Source organism: Jeotgalibacillus terrae (assembly GCF_016908195.1).
Taxonomy (GTDB): Bacteria; Bacillota; Bacilli; order Bacillales; family Jeotgalibacillaceae; genus Jeotgalibacillus; species Jeotgalibacillus terrae.
This window is the reverse complement of the sequence record NZ_JAFBDK010000012.1, coordinates 54,573-72,129: the sequence shown is the minus strand read 5'-3', so window position 1 is coordinate 72,129 and position 17,557 is coordinate 54,573. Positions and strand designations below refer to the sequence as shown.

14 protein-coding genes are annotated in these 17,557 nt (G+C 41.7%); all 14 read right to left on the bottom strand.

Annotated features, from left to right (window positions below):
• Positions 1 to 53: 53 nt before the first annotated feature.
• Complete coding sequence (ymfI, locus tag JOD21_RS12770) at positions 54 to 773, bottom strand: elongation factor P 5-aminopentanone reductase (protein ID WP_204729983.1); 720 nt, start codon at positions 771 to 773, stop codon at positions 54 to 56.
• Entirely contained in the window at positions 766 to 2,061 is a 1,296-nt protein-coding gene (yfmH, locus tag JOD21_RS12765; protein ID WP_204729982.1) for an EF-P 5-aminopentanol modification-associated protein YfmH, read from the bottom strand. The genes ymfI and yfmH overlap by 8 nt, the downstream gene beginning before the upstream one ends.
• Positions 2,054 to 3,334 carry an EF-P 5-aminopentanol modification-associated protein YfmF gene (gene yfmF, locus JOD21_RS12760; protein WP_204729981.1) on the bottom strand — a complete coding sequence of 427 codons (1,281 nt, stop codon included), beginning with the start codon at positions 3,332 to 3,334 and terminating at the stop codon, positions 2,054 to 2,056. The genes yfmH and yfmF overlap by 8 nt, the downstream gene beginning before the upstream one ends.
• A gap of 141 nt (positions 3,335 to 3,475) precedes the next feature.
• A complete protein-coding gene (locus JOD21_RS12755) occupies positions 3,476 to 4,432 on the bottom strand; it encodes an ABC transporter permease (protein WP_204729980.1) in 957 nt (318 codons plus the stop codon).
• Complete coding sequence (locus JOD21_RS12750) at positions 4,433 to 5,485, bottom strand: ABC transporter permease (protein WP_204729979.1); 1,053 nt, start codon at positions 5,483 to 5,485, stop codon at positions 4,433 to 4,435.
• Entirely contained in the window at positions 5,478 to 7,010 is a 1,533-nt protein-coding gene (locus tag JOD21_RS12745; RefSeq protein ID WP_204729978.1) for an ABC transporter ATP-binding protein, read from the bottom strand. Before JOD21_RS12745 ends, JOD21_RS12750 begins: the two co-directional genes overlap by 8 nt.
• Before the next feature lie 184 nt (positions 7,011 to 7,194).
• Positions 7,195 to 8,280, bottom strand: a complete 1,086-nt coding sequence (locus JOD21_RS12740; protein WP_204729977.1) for a BMP family lipoprotein — start codon at positions 8,278 to 8,280, stop codon at positions 7,195 to 7,197.
• Positions 8,281 to 8,331: 51 nt separating this feature from the next.
• On the bottom strand, positions 8,332 to 9,057 hold the full coding sequence (locus tag JOD21_RS12735; RefSeq protein ID WP_204729976.1) for a GntR family transcriptional regulator: 726 nt from the start codon (positions 9,055 to 9,057) through the stop codon (positions 8,332 to 8,334).
• A 376-nt stretch (positions 9,058 to 9,433) separates the two neighbouring features.
• Positions 9,434 to 11,782, bottom strand: a complete 2,349-nt coding sequence (locus JOD21_RS12730; protein ID WP_204729975.1) for a DNA translocase FtsK — start codon at positions 11,780 to 11,782, stop codon at positions 9,434 to 9,436.
• 77 nt (positions 11,783 to 11,859) lie between these two features.
• A complete protein-coding gene (locus JOD21_RS12725; RefSeq protein WP_204729974.1) occupies positions 11,860 to 13,527 on the bottom strand; it encodes a ribonuclease J in 1,668 nt (555 codons plus the stop codon).
• 178 nt (positions 13,528 to 13,705) lie between these two features.
• On the bottom strand, positions 13,706 to 14,599 hold the full coding sequence (gene dapA / locus JOD21_RS12720) for a 4-hydroxy-tetrahydrodipicolinate synthase (protein ID WP_204729973.1): 894 nt from the start codon (positions 14,597 to 14,599) through the stop codon (positions 13,706 to 13,708).
• A gap of 5 nt (positions 14,600 to 14,604) precedes the next feature.
• Positions 14,605 to 15,786: an aspartate kinase gene (locus JOD21_RS12715; RefSeq protein ID WP_204729972.1), complete on the bottom strand. Its 1,182-nt coding sequence runs from the start codon at positions 15,784 to 15,786 to the stop codon at positions 14,605 to 14,607.
• Positions 15,787 to 15,818: 32 nt separating this feature from the next.
• The gene (gene asd, locus JOD21_RS12710) at positions 15,819 to 16,862 is read right to left on the bottom strand and encodes an aspartate-semialdehyde dehydrogenase (RefSeq protein WP_204729971.1); all 1,044 of its coding nucleotides are present in this window, start codon (positions 16,860 to 16,862) and stop codon (positions 15,819 to 15,821) included.
• Between the two features lie 100 nt (positions 16,863 to 16,962).
• Positions 16,963 to 17,556, bottom strand: a complete 594-nt coding sequence (locus JOD21_RS12705) for a dipicolinate synthase subunit B (protein ID WP_204729970.1) — start codon at positions 17,554 to 17,556, stop codon at positions 16,963 to 16,965.
• Between the last annotated feature and the right edge of the window lies 1 nt (position 17,557).

The window sequence follows — 17,557 nt, the reverse complement described above, 5'->3', positions numbered from 1 at the left end:
GCACCATCCGGGCTCATCAGTAGTATGTACTGCTTGTGAAGTAAATATGCCTCTCAGCTGTACCAGCCGCCGTTAACTGACAATACGTGAGATTGAATGTATGAAGCACGGTCACTCATTAAGAATATAATGGCTTCTGCAATTTCTTCTGGTTCAGCAAACCTGCCGGCAGGAATTTCCTGTTCAATTCCGCTTATCACTTCTTGTGGGTAATGAGCAGTCATATCTGTTCTGACGGCCCCGGGTGCCACCGCATTCACTCTGATCCCGTTTGGCGCAAGTTCTTTACCAAGCGCTTTAATAAATGAGATCTGAGCACCTTTAATTGCAGAATACATGACTTCATAGGAGGCTCCGGTTTCACCCCATACCGAACTGACAAAAACAATTGAAGCACCTTTTTTATGGCGCATATTCGGAATCAGCTTTTTAAGCATTCTTGCAGGCTGATAAAGGTGAACGTTCCATAACATCTCCATTATCTCATCCGATGTATCTTCAAACAGCCCCTCATAATGCAGCCCTCCTGCATGTACAACTGCATCAGGCTGCAACGAAAAGCTGATTGCCTGATCGACTTCTGCCCGGTCATTCAGGTTTAATCTAAGCGGAATCAGCTGATCAGCTTCTGCTGCGAAATCTTTTAAACGTTCGATGCTTTCATGGTTGCGATAGTATTGGCCTATGACAGTATGGCCCGATAATAAAAGCTTTTTGCTTAATTCAAAGCCGATACCTCCACTGCTTCCCAGTACCAGAACAGTTTTAGGCATTTTCTTTAGGCAATATATAGAAGCTTGTAATCCTGTCTTCCTGTACTAGCGAAGAGAAAGCTTTATGCACATCATCAAGTGTCAGTGTTTCAAGAACAGGTACAGCTTCAAACAGGTCCATATCATTGAATGCATATCTTGTGAATTGGTTGGCGATAAATTCAGGGGAATTAAGTGACCTCAGGAATCCGCCAATATTCTTTTTCTTAACTGATTGCAGCTGATCTTCTGTGATAGAAGGTGACTGGACTTCATTTAATAGAATTTCTTTTATTTGAGCAGATAATTTTTCAGGATCAGGTGTGTTACTACCCACTAGTGCAAAACCAAAGTTATTTTCCTGTGTAAAATCATATGAAAAGTGATCGTCAATTAACCCTTCATCGTAAAGTGACGTGTAATGCTTAGAGGTTTTTCCAAACAGAATATCAAGCGCTGTATTCACTGCCAGTTCTTTTTTCATCAATTCTTTTCCACTGATCTCTTTAGCATCAGACTTAATCCCAACCATACATTTTGATACCTGTACATCCATCTTTAACTCATGGTGTACTCTATTTACGGTATCCGGTTCATCTGCGAATCTTCTGTTAATTGTTTCTTCAGGCTCAAAGCTTTTTGCAGACTGATTATCCCTCACATGGTTCATGACTTCCTCGGGATCCACTGCCCCCACAATAAAGAGCATCATATTAGAAGGATGATAAAACGTATTGTAACACTGGTAAAGGTGATCTTTAGTAATCTCAGAAATCGATTCAACAGTTCCTGCAATATCCACTTTGACAGGGTGATTTTTAAACATATTTTCTATCGCCCCAAAATATAGCCGCCAGTCAGCGTTGTCATCATACATCGTAATTTCCTGACCGATTATACCTTTTTCTTTTTCAACCGTTTCTTCAGTAAAGTAAGGAGCCTGGACAAAATCGATCAGCACATCAAGGTTCTTTTCAAAATTGGATGTACTTGAAAACAGGTATGCAGTTCTTGTAAACGAAGTAAAGGCATTTGCAGAAGCTCCGTTCATACTGAATTTCTGAAACACATCGCCTTCTTCTTTTTCAAACATTTTATGTTCGAGAAAATGTGCAACACCATCCGGCACACGGATATAATCTTCTTCACCGAGTGGGATAAATTGATTATCAATGGAGCCGTATTTTGTTGTAAAGGTAGCGAAAGTTTTATTAAAATCTTTTTTAGGAAGAATACATACCTGCAGACCGTTAGTCATTTTTTCAATATATAGTTCTTCATCCAGCTGAGCGAACATTTTTTTATGCACTTTCAGCCACCTCCTTTGCCGTCAAAATATAAGTAGTATCTTTCAGCAGTTTTTTAGCCGCTTCTGTCACATCTTCTTTGGTTACACGGTCAATGCCATCAAACCAGTCCTGAATCTTTACAGGTATGCCTGCGGTTTCCCCCTGATACAGCACTTCGATTATGCCTCTTGGGGAGTCAAGTGTTTCAAGCATCTGATTTGTCATAACCGCCTTGGTCTGACTTAACTCCTGATCACTGATATCACCATTTTTAATGGCTTCAAGCTGCTCTTCAATGATCGTTTCAGCGCGTTCAATTTTTGCCGGTTCCACACCTGACATAATGACAATCAGGCCTTTATGACTCTCAAGACGGCTTGCTGCATAATAAGCCAGGCTTTCTTTTTCACGCACATTCATAAACAGTTTAGAATGCGGGAAGCCGCCAAGAATCCCGTTCATCACTGCCATTGAAAGATAATCGCTGTCTCCGTAAAAAGTATTTGATCTGTAGCCAATATTGAGTTTACCCTGTTTGATCTGCTGTTTTTCAATTATTTTTTTCGAGTCTTCTATTGCGATATTTTTTTGAATGGCTTTAACATTGTCTCTTGAAGCAATGGAGAACTTCTCCTTACAAAGCTCTTCCATTTGTCCGCTGTCGATATCCCCTACAATATACAGGTCTACTTCATCACTTGAGATCATCTGTTGATAAGCTTCCATCAATTTTTCGGGTGTGATTTTTTCAAGTTCAGATTCTATACCGTTTGGATGCAGAGCGTATGCCTCTCCACTGCACATTTCCTCTACGAGACGCTGAGATGCGTAGCGCATCTTATCATCTTTTACTGCTTTTAATTTTTGATTAAGTGTTCTCTTTTCCGACTCTACAACTTTTCGGCTGAACGCCCCGTCTTCTAACAAGGGGTGAAATACCATTTCATTTAATACGTTCAGTGCCTGTTCTGTTAAAGGCGTATTGTCCTGAAGATATTTTTCATTTGCAATATCCACGGCAAAAGTCAGGATATGATACTCACCCTTTTTATTCACGTCTACCGATGCACTGGCACCATACAAATCGTCAAGATGACTTCTGAATAAAGCTGTCGTCGGCCACTTTTCAGTACTGCTTTGCAGCACATATGGTAATAATGCTCTCGCAGTCACCTTTTCTTCTGATAAAAGTGATTTAAATTTTAAAACTAGCTGGTTTGTTTTAAACTTTTTTGTTTGAATGATCCTGATGTTCAGTCCATCCTGTCTGATCTTCATCTCGTCTAGTTGCATACATGTTCCTCCCGGTTGTGAAGTTGCATTAGTAGTATTTATATTCACTATCATCACTATACATTTCCTGATACCTTTACAACAAGCATTTATCATTAAATGAAAAAAACCGCCTGATCAGAATCAGACGGTTCATTCATTTTATCGGCTGCCTTTAATATAGGGCTGTCCGTTTGCTTTAGGTGCATCGGCGCGTCCGATAAATCCTGCAAGTGCAAGGATTGTCAGGATATAAGGAGCTGACAGTAATATCCAGTTCGGCACATCTGCAAGGAATGGGAAACTTGATCCGATAATTGCCAGAGACTGAGCAAGACCAAAGAACATTGCTGCTCCCATGGCACCAAGCGGATGCCACTTACCGAAAATAACGGCTGCAAGTGCAATAAAGCCCTGTCCAGTGATCGTACCGGCACTGAAATCCTGGGTAATAGTCTGTGCATACACACCACCGCCAAGACCTCCAAATACACCAGAAAGCACAACAGCGATATATCGCATTTTATATACGTTAATCCCCATCGTATCAGCAGCCATCGGGTGCTCCCCTACAGAACGCAGGCGCAGGCCGAATGGCGTTTTGAATAGAACGAACCATGCAATGATCGCAACAAAAATTGCAAGGTAAGATGTAATATAGTTATTAAAGAAGATAGGTCCGATAATTGGAATATCATACAGTAATGGTATTCTCTCATAATAAAGCGGCTGAGGAATTTTTGGGGTCTGACCTGCTCCATACCAGTCCTTTATTAAGTATACACCGAGCCCTAGTGCGAGGAAGTTAATTGCTACCCCGCTGACAACCTGGTCTGCACGGAATGATACGGACGCCACTGCGTGCAGCAATGAAAATAAACCTCCGACAATCATTGCGATTAAGAGTGCAACCCAAGGCGTTGCCCCTCCAAGAGTCGATGCAAAAGTAATATTAAATACAACTGCAGCAAAGGCACCAATGACCATCAGACCCTCAAGACCAATATTAACGACACCAGACCGCTCTGAGAATACGCCGCCGAGTGCTGTAAAAATTAGCGGGGCTGATGCAAATAGCATGGATTTTACTAATATTTCAAACGCTGATAAAACATCCATTTATTTTGCCCCCTTTTTAAGACGCTGCAACAGATACGCAATAATGTAGCTTGATGCAACAAAGAAAATAATAATGGCAATAACGATTTCAACAAGCTCAGTTGGTACACCTGACTCAAGAGGCATAATCAATGCACCCTGTTTTAAAATACCAAATAATGCTGCTGCCAAAATGACACCTGAAGCGACGTTACCACCAAGCAGTGCTACCGCGATCCCGTCAAAACCTACGCCTGAGAATGCACCGTGAATGAATCCGTAACCGAATGTTCCAAGCCCTTCCATCGCACCGCCGAGACCTGCAAAAGCGCCTGAGATAACCATTGAAAGGATAATATTACGGTTTACATTCATTCCTGCATATTCAGAAGCATGCTGATTAAAGCCTACTGAGCGCAATTCAAAACCAGTTGTCGTTTTTTCAAGAACAACGAAATAAATAATAGCTGCTGCGAGCGCAAGGAATATCCCATAGTGCATAGTGGAAAATTCAGTCAGCGTTTCGAAAAATGGTGACTTAAGTGATGCGGATTCAGGTACGCGTTCTGTTGTATTCTGCTCATCAGAAATGACATAACGTACTAGGTAGTTACAAAGATGAAGTGCAATATAGTTCATCATAATCGTAACAATTACTTCATGAACGCGAAGTTTTGCTTTTAAAAGACCCGGAACAAATGCCCAAAGCGCACCTGCTGCCGCACCTGCAAGAACGGCCATTGGCAGGTGAATAATTTTCGGCAGATCAAATGCAAGACCTACCCAGACAGATGCAACCCAACCAACTAAAAGCTGACCTTCCACACCGATATTAAATAGTCCAGTACGGAATGCAAATGCGACTGCAAGTCCCGCAAAAATATAGGGTGTAATCTGTCTGACTGTTTCACCGATATAAAATCCTTCTCCAAGCGAACCGCTCAGTAAAGCTGCATACCCTTCAATCGGATTATAGCCTGAAACCAGCATTACAATGGCTCCAACCAGTAAACCGAGGATAACAGAGATAACAGGGATCAGGATTTTCTGCCATCTGTTAAATTGACTAAACATTCTCTGTCTCACCTGCCTTATTCTTAGAACCCGCCATCAGTAATCCGAGCTCCTGTTCAGTTGTTGTCTTCGGGTCAACAATTTCAATAATACTGCCATCGTAAATAACAGCAATCCGGTCACTTACATTAATAATTTCTTCAAGTTCAAATGATACAAGTAGAACCGCTTTGCCGTTATCACGCTGTTCAATCAGACGCTTATGAATAAACTCAATTGCACCTACGTCAAGTCCGCGCGTCGGCTGTGCAGCAATCAAAAGATCCGGATCTCTATCAACTTCGCGTCCAATAATCGCTTTCTGTTGATTACCGCCTGAAAGTGCACGTGCAGGAGTGTGTTCAGATGGCGTACGGACATCGAATTCCTGAATCAGTTTTTTAGCTTGCTTATTAATCTCTTTATTATTCAGCATACTGTATTTAGAATACGGCTTATGATAATACGTCTGAAGCACCATATTATCGCCGATTGGGAAGTCAAGTACCAGACCGTGCTTGTGTCTGTCCTGCGGAATATGACCAACCCCGGCTTCTGTAATTTTTCTTGTTTTATATGAAGATAGATTTTTTCCGTTCAGCTCGATTTTACCGGAAGTAACTTTTCTGAGACCTGTAATTGCTTCAATCAGTTCTGACTGACCATTACCGTCTACTCCGGCAATACCTACAATCTCACCGGCACGCACAGTGAGGTTAAGGTCCTTTACTGCATTCACTCCACGTGAATCTTTTACATTTAAATTAGTAACCTCTAAAACATTGTGCTTTGGATTAGAATCAGTTTTATCTGTTTTAAAAGTGACTTCTCTTCCAACCATCAGACTTGCAAGCTGAGTTGGTGTTGTCCCTTCTACATCCAGCGTATCAATCCCTACACCTTTTCTGATTACTGTTACTCGATCACATACCTCAATAATTTCTTTCAGCTTGTGGGTGATCAGAATAATCGACTTACCTTCAGCAATTAATGTTCTGAAGATCTGAATCAGTTCTTTAATTTCCTGTGGTGTCAGAACAGCTGTCGGTTCATCAAAAATCAGGATTTCTGCTCCGCGGTACAGCGTTTTAAGGATCTCTACACGCTGTTGCATTCCAACTGATATATCTGCAATTTTAGCCCTGGGATCTACTTTTAAACCGTATCGGTCTGAGATTTCCTGTACTTCACGTTCAGCTCTCTTCAAATCAATATTGATCCCATTTTTCGGTTCCATTCCAAGTACAATATTTTCAGTTACAGTGAATGTATCAACAAGCATAAAGTGCTGGTGTACCATCCCGATCCCAAGGTCGTTTGCAACATTCGGGCTTGTAATTCTCACCTTTTCACCACGAACTTTGATCTCACCCTTCTCAGGCTGGTACAGGCCAAACAGAACATTCATCAATGTTGATTTCCCTGCTCCGTTTTCACCTAAAAGGGCATGTATTTCGCCTTTTTTCAATTGAAGCGTAATATTATCATTTGCTACAATCCCCGGAAACTCTTTTCGGATGTCGAGCATTTCTATTACGTAGTCCATCCGTTATCACTCCTTTATTTATCGTGCAGTGGTAGGTTGAATGAGGTCTGACTTCTTTTTCCAGACCCTCTTGAAAAATGCTAAATGAAGAAGGGACTTTGTTCCCTTATTCAGTTAGCATTCTTGCAAAAAAAAAGGGAATTTCGGGACTGTGTCAGCCCCTCCATTCCCTATGCATTTGTTATTACTCAAGAGTAGATGGCACTTCAATTTCACCATTTACAATTTGCTCTCTATAATTAGCTATCTCATCAAGGATTTCCTGTGAAAGGTTGTCCTGGCTATCAGAGATTGCAATACCATCTTCCTGAATTCCATACTCAATTACTTCTCCGCCCGGGAAGTCGCCTTCCATTGCACGAGTTGAGATGTCCTGAACTGCTACGTCAACACGCTTAACCATTGAAGTAAGTGTTACATTGTCTTCTCCAACCTGTCCTTCTTCCCACTGATCACGGTCAACTCCGATTACCCAAACCTGACGATCCGGATCCTGCTGCTTCAGGTTTTTAGCTTCTGTGAATACGCCGTTACCCGTTCCGCCTGCTGCGTGATAAATAACGTCAACGCCTGAACCATACATAGAAGCAGCAATCTGCTGACCGCGTGCTGCATCATTAAAGTCACCAGCGAATTCAATCTGAACATCTGCATCAGGGTTAACTGCTTCAACACCAGCCTGGAAACCTGCTGCGAACTTATTGATCAGGTCAGATTCAACACCGCCAACAAATCCAATTTGATCTGATTCAGTTGCCATACCAGCTGCAACACCTACAAGGAATGAACCTTCATGCTCTTTAAAAGTGATTGATGCCACATTATCGCCTTCAGATACATCATCAATAAGAGCGAAGTTTGTATCAGGGTTTTGACTTGCTACCTCAGTTAGTGCCTGATTCAACAGGAAACCAACACCAAAAACAAGGTCAAAATCATTACGTACAGCTGTATTCATGTTTGTCACATAGTCAGCATCACTGTTTGACTGGAAGTACGTATAACCGTCTGTACCTTCTTCAAGACCATTATCAGCACCGAACTGCTGAAGACCTTCCCAGGCAGACTGGTTAAATGACTTATCATCTACGCCGCCAGTATCTGTTACCATTGCTACTTTGAAGTCACTTGTTTCTTCTGTGCCTTCACCGCCTCCTGCAGAACCTTCATCTGAACCTGTATCCGCTTCTTCGTCGCTTCCACAAGCTGCAAGAACTGTACCTGCTGCAAGAATCATAGATAGTGCTACTCCGTACTTACGCTTTTTCATTTTGGTACCCCCTAAAAATTTTTCGTGTATTAGTAGGAATGCATAAATGCATTAAACACGCTTACGTACAACATGAAAACTGAACCGGTCAGCTTTAAAGTAATTTAAAGAATATAAAACCGGCTGATCATTTTCATCAAAATGCAGCTGCTTTAAAACCAATAAAGCAGTTTCCGGTTCACAACCTAGAATAGGAGATACTTTTTCATGATAGCCCGCGGGTTCAATGTGGGTAATTGCATAAGATATGTACATCCCCCCATTTTCCTCAAGCAATGAAAAAATAGACCTGTCCTGGTGTGTGAATGAAGTCGGCATCAGGTCTGCCGGAATTTTATCAATGCAGTAAACAACCGGATCCCCGTTTGCAGTTCTGACCCTTTCGATAACTGTCATTTCATCTTCAGGGGAACATTTAAAGCGGTTCATGTCTTCATCTGTCGGCTGATGAATCGTAGAACTCAAAAATACAGTTCCAGGTTCCATTCCTGCCATACGTATCATATCTGTCACACTGTACAGCTGTTCGATACCTGATGAAAACAAAGGCTTTGCATTGACAAATGTACCTACACCGTGGCGCCTGACTATTCTGTTTTCTTCTTCCAGAATTCTGAGCGCTTCCCTGAGTGTAGCCCTGCTGATCCCTAATTGCCTGGATAATTCAAACTCTGAAGGGAGGCGTTCCTTCTCTTTGTAAACGCCTTTGTCGATATCTTTCTTCAGTCGGTCTATCACCTGAAGATACAGATGCCGATTATCTGATTTAATAGTCATATAAAGACACCACCAACTCTTTTGACATCAGACATCTGATGTATTTCATTCCTACTAATCGAAAATACTATAACACTTTTCGTTTTGAAAAGGAATACAATTGTGTAGTTTTCACAAAAATTCTTTCTATTGTGTTACACAACAATTACATTTGTTACAGATTTTATATATAATCTGCATAAAAACCCTTTTTAATGTTAAAAAAAGGTATAAAATCAATTCTTTGTAACGTTATAGTATTTTTGAAAGCGGTAACAATAGTATATCTTATTGCATATATTCTTGTATATAGGTCAGACATCAAATGTCTGATTTTTTTTAGAAAGAATAATATTTTTTAAAAAAACTGGAATGCAGTGCATTCCAGCTTGAAAAATCACTCTTCCTGTGCGCCTTTAGAAATCAGAACAGTTCTCGGTTTACTTCCTTCATATGGACCGACTATACCCTGCTGCTCCATTGCATCAATTAATCTTGCAGCACGCGTATAGCCGATTCTGAACCTTCTTTGAAGCATCGAGACAGAGGCAGTCTGCATATCCGCTACAAGGTCAACTGCATCGGAATACAGCTCATCATCAGACTCTTCAGGTTTAGAATCATCAACTTCATCCGGAATCATTTCCTCCTGATACTGTGCTTTCTGCTGTTCGATTACTGCATTGACAACGGTTTCGACCTCTTCATCACTCAGAAAAGCCCCCTGGACCCTGACTGGTTTATTGGCACCTACAGGCATAAACAGCATATCCCCGCGGCCAAGCAGTTTTTCAGCTCCACCGGTATCAAGTATTGTGCGGGAATCAATCTGTGAAGAAACTGCAAAAGCGATTCTTGAAGGAATATTTGCTTTAATCACTCCGGTAATGACATCAACTGAAGGTCTTTGAGTTGCAATGATCAAATGAATCCCCGCCGCACGTGCCATTTGTGCTAGCCTTGTAATAGAGTCTTCCACATCATTTGAAGCAACCATCATTAAATCAGCCAGTTCATCAACAATCACAACAATAAATGGAAGTTGAGGCTGCTTCTCATCATTTTTTTCATTATGCTTTCTTACATATTCATTATATCCTTCGATGTTTCTCGTACCAGTGTGCGAAAACAGATCATATCTGCGTTCCATCTCACTTACTACCTTTTTGAGCGCCTGAGAAGCTTTTCTGGCATCTGTCACAACAGGTGCTAAAAGATGCGGGATTCCGTTGTAGACGTTTAACTCAACCATTTTTGGATCAATCATCATTAATTTTACTTCATGTGGTTTTGCACGCATTAAGATTGACACGATGATCCCGTTAATACATACCGACTTTCCGCTTCCGGTTGCCCCGGCTACAAGCATATGCGGCATTTTATTCAGTTCAGCAGCTACAGCTTCACCCGTAATATCACGGCCAAGCCCTATCAGCAGTTTGGCTTCTTCTTTTTTACTCTTATTTGCTTCAAGTACCTCTCTCAGTGAGACCATTGCCACTTCAGAGTTAGGCACTTCAATTCCAATCGCAGACTTGCCGGGAATCGGCGCTTCAATCCTGATGTCTTTTGCGGCTAGGGCGAGCGCTAAGTCATCGTTAAGATTCACAATTTTACTCACCTTGACCCCGACATCAGGATGAACCTCATACTTAGTTACTGCCGGACCCAGGTGAACCTGAGTTACTTTTGCTTTTACACCAAAGCTTTGAAAAGTTTTTTCAAGTTTAGATGCATTTTTCTGTATGGCTTTATACTCACTGCTCTGATCTGCATGAGGCGGCATTGCCAGCAAATCAAGTGCTGGTACCTGATACTCTTTATTTTCAACCTCTTCTACACCCGGTGAAGAGGTAAACTCTTCAAGTGCAGGGTCATGCGTCTCTTCTTCGTCCTGTTGATCAGATAACTCAGTCTGTACTGGTTCCTCCCGGTGAACAGGTGCAGCTTTTTCAGCAAAGCTTGAAATCAGAGGCTCAAAACCATCAGATTCTTCTGAGTCGTCGTGCTCAATCACTGGATCAGTTTCAGGCTGCTTAATAGAAGTCCGGCGTCTTGAAGTGCGGGTTTGTTTTATTTTTTCGTCCTTAGCCTGACGCTTTTCTTTTATCCATTCTGATAAACTTTCTTTCATATCGTTAAATCTGGCAATGACCCAGACCGCGATCATTCTGCCGGTTTCCCCGATTGACCGGCCTGAAATTAATAATAAACCAATGATGATAAATACAGCAGCAACGATTTTTGAACCGGTTGAAGCAAAGAGCAGATTAAAAATAGCATAAATAAGTGCACCAGCCATCCCGGCTCCTGCATTCACCGTAAAATCATCCATAATAATCCGATGCGTCTGGACAAGTATACTGTTGTTTGTAATCAGATTTTCACTGCTCAGCTGATCAAAAAGCAGAATGTGGCTGAGCAGGAAAATTCCGGTCAATATGAGCAGACCGCCTCTCATTTTAGACCCTTTTAAGACAGGCAGTTTTCTATACAGAATCACGTATACTGATGTCAATATAATAGCCACTGGTAAAAGAAGCTGAAAGTTCCCAATCAGATAAGTAAAAGTTAATGTAAGCAGTTGTCCTGCTGCACCAAGTCTGAATGCTGCTATCAGTGCAAGTGCAATCATTACAATACCGGTTAATTCATATGTAAAGGCAGAATTTTTCTTTTTGGACCTTTTCGTATTCTTTCGCGTGGCAGTTTTTCGATTTGCTGTCTTTCTTTTGGCTTCAGCCATACATCTACCTCCTTTTCCGGCTGAAAAAAACAGACAGAATAACTTCTGCCTGTTTTGAATGCTCAGTTTTAGTGACTTCACACTTCCATAATAATAGGAAGAATCATTGGTCTGCGTTTCGTCCGTGTATATAACAGATGGTTCAGGGAGTCCCTGATTTCCTGTTTAATTCCGGACCAGTCAAATGTACGGTTTTCAACATTTTTTTCAACAATATTTCTAACAGCCGTTACTGACTCTTCCATCAGCTTTTCTGACTCTCTGACATAAACAAAACCGCGGGAAATTACTTCAGGTCCAGCAGCAATTGTTTTCGTTTTGCGGTTCAGGGTTACGACTACCAGCAATACACCGTCCTGTGAAAGAAGTCTTCTGTCACGTAACACGATATTCCCTACATCACCGACACCTTTCCCATCAATTAATACATTACCCGTCTGGACTCTGCCGCTCATTTTCATCTTGCCGGACTGATATTCAACAATATCGCCTTTATCTGCAATAAAGATGTTAGAGCGCGGAATACCCATCTCTTCAGCAAGACGTCCGTGTGTAATCAAATGACGGTATTCACCTTGAATAGGGATAAAATACTTTGGCTTCATCAGGTTCATCATCATTTTCAGATCTTCCTGACTGCCATGCCCTGAAACATGAACATTCTTACTCGAAGTCAGTACAGTTGCGCCTGCTTTTGTCATTTCATTAACAGAACGGTATAAGTATACTTCCATTCCAGGTGATGGTGTAAATGTAATCAGCACAGTGTCACCTTCTTGAATATTTACAATCGGATGCGTCTGATTTGCCATACTTTCCATTACTTTAAACGGTTCATCATGAGTACCTGAAAGAATAATAACAATTTCGTGATCATTATACTGATCAATTTCGCTTGGTTTAATTCTTGTTTCTTCATCATAAGTCAGGTGTTCAAATCTTGAAGCTACGTTTACAACGCGCTCAGCCGCTTCTCCAATGACCGCTACTTTTCTGTTACTTACAGTTGCTGCATCAAAAATCTGTTGAATACGGATCAGGTTTGAAGCATAACATGTGACAATCACTCTGCCGTTTGCATGAGTGATACTGTTTGATACATGTTTTTCAATGACTGATTCTGATGTTGTGTGCCCGGGTTTTTCAGCTTCAGTACTATCTGAAAGCAGCGCAAATACACCCTTATCACCAAGTTTAGCCATTTTACCGATGTTCGATGCATATCCGCCTCTTGATGACTGATCAAATTTGAATTCACCGGTATGCACAATTGCACCTTCTGAGGTGTGAATGGCAATGCCAAGTGAATCCGGAATGCTATGTGTTGTATTAAAAAATGTAACATTAACAGAATCAAATTTCATGTTGCTCTTTTCATGTACAGTATAAAATTTAACCCGATCTTTAAAGCCGTATTCTTTTAATAATGCTTTTGCTAGGGCAACTGTCAGTTTTGATCCGTACACAGGCACCTTTACTTTTTCAAGCAGATAAGGAAGCGATCCGATCGAATCATCATGACCATGTGTCAGAAAGATTGCTTTAACACGCTCTTTATTTACTTCGATATACTGGAAATCCGGAATCACAATATCGATTCCAAACATCTCATCTTCCGGGAACATAAGCCCGGAGTCTATAATGAATAAATCCTCGTCCACTTCAATTACATACATGTTCTTTCCAATCTCGCCTACACCGCCGAGAGGAATAATTTTTAATTTTTCATTTTTCTCTTTAGACAAACTGATTTCCTCCTACAAAAATGTTATCCGACCTTTTGAAACAGCTGTGTTCATTATACTGTAAGTTTGGAAAACTGTACACGTATTTATCACCTCGGCTCTATGAAAGTCGCCTTTTTGGCCGTCATTAATCAAAAAGGTCTTTTTCCGAATTGGAAAAAGACCTGCCTGTTGGATCTTAGTCAATATCTTTCATGTGTGCTTCAAACTTTTCAACTGAAGCAGTTAAAGACTGCGCTTCATTTTCATCGAGTTCAATAAGTGGCAGTCGCACGCCTCCGCATTGAATACCTTTTTGATTTAATACCGCCTTAACAGGTGCCGGGCTTGGCTGAGCAAATAATGCTCTTGTAAGCGGCAGGAGTTTTTGATGAATCTTTGCTGCTTTTGCCAGCTCTCCTGCTTGAAATAAACGGATCATTTCCTGCATTTCATTTCCTGCTACATGTGATGTAACAGATACAACACCAGCACCACCGATTGAAAGAAGCGGAAGTGTCAGGCCGTCATCACCGCTGTAGACAGAAAAGTTCTCATCTGTTCCTGCAATAATTTCAGTCATCTGATCGAGGCTGCCGCTCGCTTCTTTAACTGCTGTTATATTAGGTACTTTGGACAATTCAATTATCGTCCCGGGCTCAATATTAACAGCAGAACGCCCTGGTATATTGTATATCATCACCGGGAGATCCACTTTTTCAGCTACCTTAGTGAAATGCTGGAACAAGCCTTTCTGGCTCGGTTTACTGTAGTAAGGAGCGACAAGCATAATTGCGTCTACTCCTGCTTCTTTTGCTGCGAGTGTCAACTTGATTGTTGATTCAGTATTATTCGTCCCTGTTCCGGCTACAACCGGTATCCTGCCGTTAACTATTTTTACAGTCTGCTTGAACAAATTGATTTTTTCTTCAAAAGACAGTGTCGGCGATTCCCCCGTGGTTCCTGCTACAACAAGGGAGTCGGTGCCATTTTCTATTAAATAATTGATCAGCTTTTCCAACCTGCTGTTATCAATATTATTTTCCTGGTCAAATGGAGTAGCCATTGCAGTTGAAACTCTGCCAAAGTTCATTTTCTTCACTCCTGTACGGTTGCTGGTTCTGGATTAATAAAAAATTGATGGAGAAGCTGCTGGGCATGCTCTGAATCTGCATGATCCACAAGTACCCAGAAAGTCATATGACTATCAGCTGTCTGCCAGATGTTAATATTGCTTTTAGTCAGCAGTGACACGATAGAAGAAGCCACACCCGGCCGGCCGGCGATCCGCGTTCCGATCAGGGCAACTTTTGAAACATGATGTCTGCTTTTAAAATAAATATGCTGTTCATCTAAAGTACGTTTTAATTCAGGATAATCATCCTGATGTATAGTAAATTTCACTTCAATCGGCTGAATGGATATCAGGTCTATACTGATATTTTTTTCAGCCAGCATTCTGAATATTGCATCGCAATCCTGTGCCTGTACTGCAATCTGTACGAGGTGATCAATTGCTGTAACGGAATGAACTGATTCTGTCCGGGGATGCAGACCAATCCATGTCCCGCCATCATCCGAAAGATCCCCGGTCCATACCGGAATATTGCCTTTTCTGGCCCATTCAACTGCTTTAGGATGAATCACTTTTGCTCCCTGATGAGCAATATGAAAAGCTTCGTCATAAGATAGGGATTGAACTATTTTTGCCTGATCAACAATTCTTGGATCCCCACTCATAATTCCCGCAACATCTGTATATAATTTGCAGTATAAGGCGCTCACACTTGCTGCAATCGCACAGGCAGACGTATCACTGCCTCCGCGGCCCAATGTGGCAACCCTGCCATACTGATCTTCCCCCTGAAAGCCCGGAATGATGATGACATCAGTCTGCTGCAATTCAGTGAAAACTGAGTGTGTATTCATTGAACAGATATCAGCATCATACACATTGTCTGTTTTCAGACCTGCCTGTTTTCCTGTCAGGATCTCACACTCAACTCCGGCATGATGCAGGGCTGAAGAGAATATAGCCGCTGATATGATTTCTCCGCATGAAAGCAGCAGTGATCTCTGATGAGGCGGTATACTCAGCGGTTCAGCAAGCGATAACAGCGTATCTGTGGAATACGGTGCTCCTATTCTCCCGATAGCTGATACGACAATAATCACCTGATTTTCGAGTTCGAGTTCCCTTTTTACACAGGATACTGCCTGCTCTCTTTTCCATGAGTCTGATAGCGACGTTCCACCAAATTTCAGTACTGAAATTGGCAAAGTAACGCTCCTCTCTTAAAAGCGCGTGACAGTTATACGAGTTTAAGTTTGATCAGACTCTCTGCGATCTGTACTGAGTTCCACGCAGCTCCTTTTAATAAGTTATCTGAAACGATCCACATATGGAAGCCATGGTCTTCGTCAGGATCTTTTCGTACTCTTCCCACGAATACATCGGTTTTACCTGCAGCAGTGCTCGGCATTGGATACTCCTGCTGATCAGGGTTATCCTGCAGTGTAATACCCGTTGCTTCTGAGAGAATACGGTGGATATCTGCTGTATTTTTTCCTTTTTCTGATACTTCTATATAAACTGACTCCGCGTGACCGGTCTCGACTGGTAATCTCACACATGTAGCTGACACTTTCAATGTAGGCATATGCATAATTTTTTTCGTTTCGTTAATCATTTTCATTTCTTCAAACGTATAGCCATTTGTATCAAAGACATCAATTTGCGGCACTGCATTGAATGCAATCTGGTAATGCTTTTTATCTCCTTTTACCGGTAAAACACTGGCCTTTGGCTCTTCCCCGTTCAAAATAGCCTGTGATTGTTCTTTCATTTCATCAATTGCCTGCACACCCGCTCCTGACACAGCCTGATATGTCGAAACAATTACTTTCTCAAGACCCAATTCTTTTCTGATCGGTTCAAGCGCTGCAACCATTTGAATGGTCGAACAGTTCGGGTTCGCAATGATCCCTTTATGATGCTGAAGATCAAGTTCGTTTACCTCAGGAACTACGAGTGGCACATCTTCATCCATTCTGAAGGCACTCGTATTGTCAATGACAATCGCACCGCGTTTTGCAGCTTCAGGTGCCAGTTTCTTTGAAATGCTGCCTCCTGCTGAAAACAGTGCTATCTGCACGCCATCAAAGCTTTCCGGTGTTGCTTCTTCAACTGTTACCGGTGCCCCATTGAATTGAATTGTCTGTCCTGCTGATCTTGCAGAAGAAAGGAGTTTAATTGATTCAACCGGAAAATTCCTCTGCTCAAGCATTGCGAGCATCTGAGTTCCTACTGCTCCTGTTGCTCCTACTACTGCTACGTTATATCCTGTACCCTTCATTTACAAAACTCCCTTCCACTCTTTCCCTGTAATGCGTTAGACAGGTAAAGCACTAATGTGTATTCATACAACACATTGTATCATTTATGCTTTCCTTTTCTCAATCTCTTTTATTTAATAAAGTGATAACCGGCTGGAGCTGTTTGCCTTTTAGCGCCTGAATGACAGTTTCCGGGATCTCATCCATATGTGCCACAAGGGAATTAGGCTTATTCTCAGGATCATCCTGACTGAAAGGAACGAAATACAGATTTTTCGCTGCCATCAGTCTCATGAGGTTCACACCGTTTAATCCAAGACCATCATTGGTCGAAATTGCAGCTACTACCGGCTTATGATTACGCATAGTGGCCTTTGCCGCCATTAGTACCGGAGAGTCTGTCAGTGCATTTGCAAGCTTTGACAGTGAATTCCCTGTCAATGGCGCAACCACCATGCAGTCTAATGGCTTCACAGGGCCAAGTGGTTCTGCGTCCGGAATGGTTCTGATACATTTTGCTCCTGCAGCTTTTTCTATTTTTTGAACCCATTCCTCCCCTTCACCAAACCGTGTATCTGTTGTCTGCATTGTATAACTGACGACTGGTACAATTTCTGCTCCCAATTCCTTTAATCTGATTAATTGAGGCAATACTAAATGGTACGTACAATGGGAACCTGTAAAACCGAAACCTATTCTCTTATTTTCTAACACT